A 7,265-nucleotide genomic window follows, 5' to 3' on the forward strand; every position below is an offset into this window, starting at 1 on the left:
ACACCCGCACCCTCGGACCAGCCCGTACCGTCCGCACCCGCCCCGAACGCCTTGCACCGCCCGTCCGACGCCAACCCACCCTGCCGACTGAACTCGGTGAACATGATGTCGGTGGCCATGACGGTGGCGGCCCCGGCCAGGGCGAGGGTGCTCTCGCCGCGGCGCAGCGAGTCGGCCGCCAGGTGCAGCGCGACCAGGGACGACGAGCACGCCGTGTCCAGCGTCACCGAGGGACCGGAGAGACCGAGGACGTAGGAGACCCGGCCGGACGCGACGCTCACACTGCTGCCGGACAGCATGAACCCGTCGACGTCGGCGCCGGTCCGCTGCACGCGGGCCAGGTACTCCTGGTAGCTGGTGCTCAGGAACACTCCGGTGTCGGAGCCCTTGAGGCGCAGCGGGTCGATTCCCGCGCGTTCGATCGCCTCCCAGGACGTCTCCAGCAGCAGCCGCTGCTGCGGGTCCATCGCCACCGCCTCACGCGGCGAGATGCCGAAGAAGCCGGCGTCGAACTCGGCGGCGTCGTACAGGAAACCGCCCTCGGCGGCGTACGCCGTCGTGTCGAACGTCTCCCCCACGTCCCAGCCCCGGTCCTCCGGGAAGGGACCGACGGCGTCGGTGCCGTCCGACACCAGCCGCCACAGGTCCTCCGGCGTGCGCACCCCACCCGGATACCGGCACGCCATGCCCACGATCACGATCGGGTCGTCGCGCCGGGCCTCGGCCTCGCGCAGTCGTTCCTGCGTGGCCTCCAGTTCGGCGGAGACCCGCTTCAAGTAGTACCGGAGCTTCTCTTCGTCAGCCATGTCGGCCCCCTTCACGCCTGGTTCGTCGGACTCGGACGCGGTGGCCGGCTCACGAAATGCCGAACTTCTTGCCGATGATGTCGAACATCTCCTCGTCCGACGCCGCCTGGAACGCCCCGCCGTCCCGGTCCCCGGTGCCGGCGGCCCGGGCCTCGGTCCAGTCGCTGAGGAGGCGTTCCAGGCGCCGGCCGATCACCTCGTCCGCGTCCGGGTCGGCGGTCAGCTCGGCCAGTGCGGCTTCGAACTTGTCGAGGTGGACCAGCGCCTCGGAACGGGTGGCGGCCGCCGGGTCGGGCAGGGCCTCCGCGACGGCGCCGGCGAGGTGCTGGGCGAGGTCCCGGGGCGTGGGGTGGTCGAAGACCAGGCTCACCGGGAGCGCGAGGCCGAGCGCCGAGCCCAGCCGGTTGCGCAGCTCCACGGCCGTCAGCGAGTCGAAGCCCAGGTCCTGGAACGGCCGCGCCAGGTCCATCTCGTCGTCCGAGCCGTGGCCGAGCACCGCGGCCGCCTGGTCGCGGACCAGGTCCACCAGGGCGGCCGGGCGTTCCTCGGCGGGCAGTCCGGCCAGGAGCCGCAGGACGTGTCCCGTGGCGCTCTCGCCCGTGCCGTCGTCGGACGGGTCGGCACCCGTGTCACCCGCCGCGCTCGCGGCGGCCACCGTGCCGGTGCCGCCCACGGTGCCGTCCGGGCGGGGACCCACCGGGACCGGGGCCGTCGCGTCGTCCGGCCAGAACCGCCTGCGCTGGAAGGTGTACGTCGGCAGGTCCGTGCGGCGCGCGCCGGACAGGTGCGGCAGGCGGGCGAGGTCCACCGGGAGCCCGCGTACGTACGCCTCGGCGACGGAGGTGAGGAACCGGTCCTCCCCTCCTTCGTCACGGCGCAGGGTGCCCACCACGGCGGCCGGCGCGCCGGCCCGCTCGAAGGTCTCCTGGAGCCCCACGGTCAGGACGGGGTGCGGGCTGATCTCCAGGAAGAAGCCGTGCTCGTCCTCCAGCAGCCGGCGCACGGTGCCCTCCAGGAGCACCGGTTCGCGCAGGTTCCGGTACCAGTAGCCGGCGTCCAGCGCCGCCGTGTCGACCACCTCGCCGACGACCGTCGAGTAGAACGGCACGCGTCCGCGGCGCGGGGCGAGCGACGTCAGGTTGGCGACGAACTCCTCGCGCACCGCCTCGACCTGCGGCGAGTGGCCCGCGGCCGTGGCGCCGGGCACCTTGCGGGCCCGTACGCGGTCCGCGATGCACGACGCCACCAGGGCCTCGACGGCCTCCGGCTCACCGCACACCACGACCGACGTGGGGCCGTTGACCGCGGCGATCGCGAGCCGGTCGCCGTACGGTGCGATGCGCTGCCCGGCCTCCTCGGCCGACAGCAGCAGCGAAGCCATGGCGCCCTTGCCCGTCAGCCGGTTCAGCAGGACGCTGCGCAGGGTCACGATCCGGGCCGCGTCCTTCAGCGACAGGGCGCCCGCGACGTACGCGGCGGCGATCTCCCCCTGGGAGTGGCCCACGACGGCGTCCGGCTCTACGCCGTGCGCCCGCCACAGTTCGGCGAGGGCCACCATCACGGAGAACAGCACGGGCTGCACCACGTCGAGGCGGTCCAGGGACGGCGCGCCGGGCCGGCTCCGCAGGACGTCCGTGAGCGACCAGTCGACGTACGGGGCGAGTGCCTCGCCGCAGGCGTCGATCCGCTCGCGGAACACCCCCGACGAGTCCAGCAGGCTCGCGGCCATCTCCGGCCAGTGCGAACCCTGGCCGGGGAAGACGAACACGGTCTTCCCGGACGTGGTGCCCGTCCCCTTGACCAGTCGGGCGTCCTCCCGGCCGGCCGTCAGCGCGTCGAGCCCCGCCTCCAGGGCGGTCCGGTCCGTGCCCACCACGACGGCACGGTGCTCGAACGCCGTGCGGGCCGCGAGGGAGGCGGCGAGATCGGCGGACGGCACGCCGGGACGGGCCCGCAGGTGGTCCGAGAGGCGCTCCGCCTGGGCGCGCAGCGCCTGTTCGCTGCGCCCCGAGACGGTCCACAGGAAGGTGGCGTCCGCCGGGGCGGCCGGGTTCTGCGCGGGTGTCTGCCCGGGCGCCGGCATCGAAGTCTCCGCGGGTGTCTGCCCGGGCGCAGGCGCCGAGGCATCACCGGCGGGGGCGGGCGCCGGGGCGTCCTGCGCAGGGGCCGGGGCCTGCTCGACGATGACGTGCGCGTTGGTGCCGCTGATGCCGAAGGAGGAGACGCCGGCGCGGCGCGGCCGCCCGTCCTCCGGCCAGGCCACCGGCTCGGTGGCCAGCCGCACGGTGCCCGTGCTCCAGTCGACGTGCGGGGTGGGTTCCTGCGCGTGCAGCGTCCTGGGCACGACGCCGTGCCGCATCGCCATAACCATCTTGATCACTCCGGCCAGACCGGCCGCCGCCTGGGTGTGCCCGATGTTGGACTTCACCGACCCGAGCCACAGCGGCCGGTCCGGCGTACGGTCCTTCCCGTACGTCGCCAGCAGCGCCTCGGCCTCGATCGGGTCGCCCAGCTCGGTGCCGGTGCCGTGCGCCTCCACCACGTCGACCTGGTCGGAGGGGATGCGGGCGTTCGCCAGCGCCTGCCGGATCACCCGCTGCTGGGCGCCGCCGTTGGGCGCGGTCAGGCTGCTGCTGGCACCGTCCTGGTTGACCGCGCTTCCGCGGATCAGGGCGTGGACGGGGTGCCCGAGGCGCCGGGCGTCGGAGAGCCGCTCCAGCAGCAGGACGCCGACGCCCTCCGAGAAGCCGGTTCCGTCCGCGGCGCCGGAGAACGCCTTGCAGCGCCCGTCCTTGGCCAGCACCCGCTGGTTGCTGTACTCGACGAACCCCATCGGCGTGGACATCACCGTCACACCGCCCGCCAGTGCCAGCGAGCACTCCGCCTGCCGCAGCGACTGGCTGGCCAGGTGCAGGGCGACGAGCGAGGCCGAGCACGCGGTGTCGACGGTCACCGCGGGGCCCTCGAAGCCGAACGTGTAGGCGAGGCGGCCGGAGAGCACCGCGGCCGCGTTGCCCGTGCCCACGTGGCCTTCGAAGGCCCCGGGGGAGCGCAGGAGCAGCGAGGAGTAGTCCTGGATGTTGGTACCGGAGAAGACGCCGACGTCCTTGCCTCGCAGGGAGGTCGGGGCGATGCCGGCCCGTTCGAAGGTCTCCCAGGCGGTCTCCAGCAGCAGCCGCTGCTGCGGGTCCATGGCCACGGCCTCCCGCGGGCTGACGCCGAAGAACGCGGCGTCGAAGTCGGCGGCCCCTTCGACGAAGCCGCCCTCCCGGACGTACAGGGTGCCCTTGCGGGTGTGCTCCGGGTCGTACAGCGCGTCGGTGTCCCAGCCCCGGTCGTCGGGGAACGGGCCGATCGCGTCGCCGTCCTCGGCCACGAACCGCCACAGGTCCTCCGGGGAGGAGATCCCTCCCGGGAAGCGGCAGGCCATCCCGATGACGGCGATCGGCTCGTGCAGCGAGTCCACGAGCTGCTGGTGCTGCTGCTTCAGCCGCTCGGTCTCCTTCAGCGAGGCGCGCAGGGCTTCGACGACGCGTGCGTCGGTGGTGTCCATCAGCAAACTCCGGGAGGTAGTCAGGCGTCGGTGTTGATAGCCATGTGAACGAGGCTCTCCAGATCCATGGCGTCGATGGACTCTGGTGTCACGGCCGCCGCTTCGGCGTCGTCGGCGGCCGCCTGCGGGTCCTGTGGTCCGCCGGTCCCCGTGGCCGGTGCCGGGGCGCCGGGTACGGCGTCGAATCCGGTGAGCCGCAGCAGGGCGTCCAGGACGCCGACCTCCTTGAGGCGGGAGAGCGGCAGCGCGGCGAGGGCGGCGCGGAACTCCGCGTCGGCGGTGCCCGGTCCGCCGCCGTCACCGGCCCCGGTGGCGAGGCCGCCCGCGGCACCGGTCACCTCCGCGAGCGCGGTCAGGATGTGCCGGGCCACGGCCCGCGGGGTCGGGTGGTCGAACAGGGTCGCCGCGGAGAACCGCAGGCCGGTCGCCCGGCTGAGGCGGTTGCGCAGCTCGACCACCGCGACCGAGCTGAACCCCGACTCCAGGAAGCCGCGGTCCGGCGAGACGGCCGTCGGGTCGGCGTGGCCGAGGACGGTGGCGGCGTGGCCGCGTACGAGACCGACGAGGGTACGGAGCTGCTCGGCTTCCGGCAGTCCGGACAGGCGCCGGGCGAGGTCGTCGGCCGCGTTCGCCGGGGTGCCCTCCTGCCGGGCCACCGCGTCCAGTCGCTTGCGCGCGGGCCGTACGAGCCGGCGCAGGACCGACAGCGGCGGTGCGTCGGAGCCGCCCAGCGCCGCGAGGTCGAGGCGGGCCGGTACGCACAGGGCCCGGTCGCGGACCAGGACCGCGTCGAACAGGGCGAGGGCCTCCTCGGCGGGCATCGGGACCGCGCCTTCGCGCCGCAGCCGGGCCAGGTCGGCGCCGGTCACGTGGCCGCCCATGCCCCGGTCCTCCTCCCACAGGCCCCAGGCGGCGGAGACCGCGGGCAGGCCGAAGGCCCGCCGCTGCTGGGCGAGGGCGTCGAGGAAGGCGTTGGCGGCGCTGTAGCTCGCCCGTCCCGGAGCTCCGAACACACCGGCGACCGACGAGAACAACACGAACGCGGAAAGGTCCAGCCCGGCGGTCAACTCGTGGAGGTGCAGCGCCGCTTCGGCCTTCGGGCGCAGGACGGTGGAGAGCCGGTCGGGGGTGAGCGATTCGAGGATGCCGTCGTCGATGACACCCGCGCAGTGGACGATGCCGGTCAGCGGGCGGTCGTCCGGGATCGAGCCGAGCAGCGCCGCCAGGGCCTCGCGGTCGCCGACGTCGCAGGGCTCCACGCGTACCCGGGCGCCGCACTGTTCCAGCTCCGCCACCAGGTCCGCGACACCCTCGGCCGCCGGACCGCGACGGGAGACCAGGAGCAGGTCCCGCACCCCGTACGCCGATGCCAGATGCTTCGCCACCAAGGCACCCAGACCACCGGTGCCACCCGTCACCAGCACCGTGCCCGAAGAACCGAACACCGCTCCCCCGGAACGCGGCTCCGCAGACGCAGGGACAGCCCGCACCAGACGGGGTGCGAGCACCCGGCCCGCGCGCACCGCCACCTGCGGCTCACCCGACGCCACAGCCGTCCGCACCGCGGCCTCCTCCGCCTCCGCGGACAAGCCCGGCTCCACATCCACCAGCACCAACCGGTCCGGATGCTCCCGCTGCGCCGAACGCACCAGACCCCACACCGACGACCCCGCCACATCCGCGACAACCTCGCCCTCGGCCACTGCCACCGCACCACGGGTCAGCACCACCAGACGCGAGCCCGCGAACCGCTCACCCGCCACGAACTCCCGCACCACCGCCAAAGCACCCGCCGCAACCCGCGACACGTCCTCCGGCACACCGTCCGGGGCCTCGCCCTCGACCGCCCACACCAGCACCTCCGACGGCACCGGCGCACCCCACGGCGACCACTCCACCGAGGACCGCGCGGACGCCACCACCGGCACCGGCTCCCAGACCACGTCGAACAGCGCGTCCCGCACACCGCTGCCGCCGGCGGCGCGCAGCTGCTCACGCGCCACCGGGCGCGTCACCAACCGGCCCACCGACAACACCGGCACACCCGACACATCCGCCACGCGCAGGGACACGCCGTCCTCACCCGACGGCGTGACGTGGACGCGTACCACCGAAGCACCCGCCGCATGCAGTCGAGTGTCCGACCACTCGGCCGGCACGGGAGCGCTGTCGGCGTCGTCGTGCGCCGCGGACAGTGCCGCCGTGCGCGACACCGCGTCCAGGAGCGCCGGGTGGATGCCGTACGCCGGTGCCTCGGCGTCCGCCGGTTCCGGCAGCGAGACCTCGGCGAAGACGTCGTCGCCGCGCCGCCAGGCGGCCCGTAGTCCGTCGAAGGCCGGTCCGAGGCCCATCACGGCCCCGGCCGTGCGCTCGTACACCTCCTGGACCGGCAGCGGGACAGCCCCGGCGGGCGGCCACGCGTCAGGTCGTACGCCCTCGAAGGCGGTATCGGTGCCGGTGTCGGTGCCGAGCTCCGGGGTGGTGTCGGCGGTCAGGGTTCCGGAAGCGTGCAGGGTCCACGGGGCGTCGGCGGCCGCGTCCCCGGGGCGGGAGAAGACCTCCACCGTGCTGCGGCCCTTCTCGTCCGGGTGCGACACCAGTACCTGGATGGGCAGGGGGGAGGCGGCACCGTCGGGCAGCACCATGGGTTCCTGCGACGTCAACCGCTCCAGACGGGGGCACGACACGTGGTCGCCTGCCTGGAAGGCGAGTTCGACGAGCGCGGAGGTGGGCAGGACGGCGTGGCCGAACATGGAGTGGTCGGCGAGCCACGGCTGCTCGGCGAGCGAAAGCCGGCCTGTCCACAGCACACCCCGGTCATCGGGCAGCGACACCATCGCGCCGAGCAGGGGGTGGCCTGCGGGGGTCAGGCCGAGACCGGCCGCGTCACCACGCCGCGCCGGGAC

3 protein-coding genes are annotated in these 7,265 nt (G+C 74.3%); all 3 read right to left on the reverse strand.

Annotated features, from left to right (window positions below; genetic code table 11):
• Positions 1–806, reverse strand: an 806-nt coding sequence (locus tag ACIA79_RS33455; protein WP_399432194.1) for a beta-ketoacyl synthase N-terminal-like domain-containing protein, incomplete at its 3' end; no start/stop codon positions are given.
• 49 nt (positions 807–855) lie between these two features.
• Complete coding sequence (locus ACIA79_RS33460) at positions 856–4,359, reverse strand: type I polyketide synthase (RefSeq protein ID WP_399432195.1); 3,504 nt, start codon at positions 4,357–4,359, stop codon at positions 856–858.
• Between the two features lie 20 nt (positions 4,360–4,379).
• On the reverse strand, positions 4,380–7,265 hold a 2,886-nt coding region (locus ACIA79_RS33465; protein ID WP_399432196.1), incomplete at its 5' end, for a type I polyketide synthase.

The organism is Streptomyces sp. NPDC051310 (assembly GCF_044455245.1).
In the GTDB taxonomy this organism is placed as follows: Bacteria; Actinomycetota; Actinomycetes; order Streptomycetales; family Streptomycetaceae; genus Streptomyces.

Excerpts from the sequence above, each read along its gene's own strand:
- ACIA79_RS33460 (WP_399432195.1), bottom strand. The coding sequence starts at position 4,359 with ATGGACACCACCGACGCACGCGTCGTCGAAGCCCTGCGCGCCTCGCTG.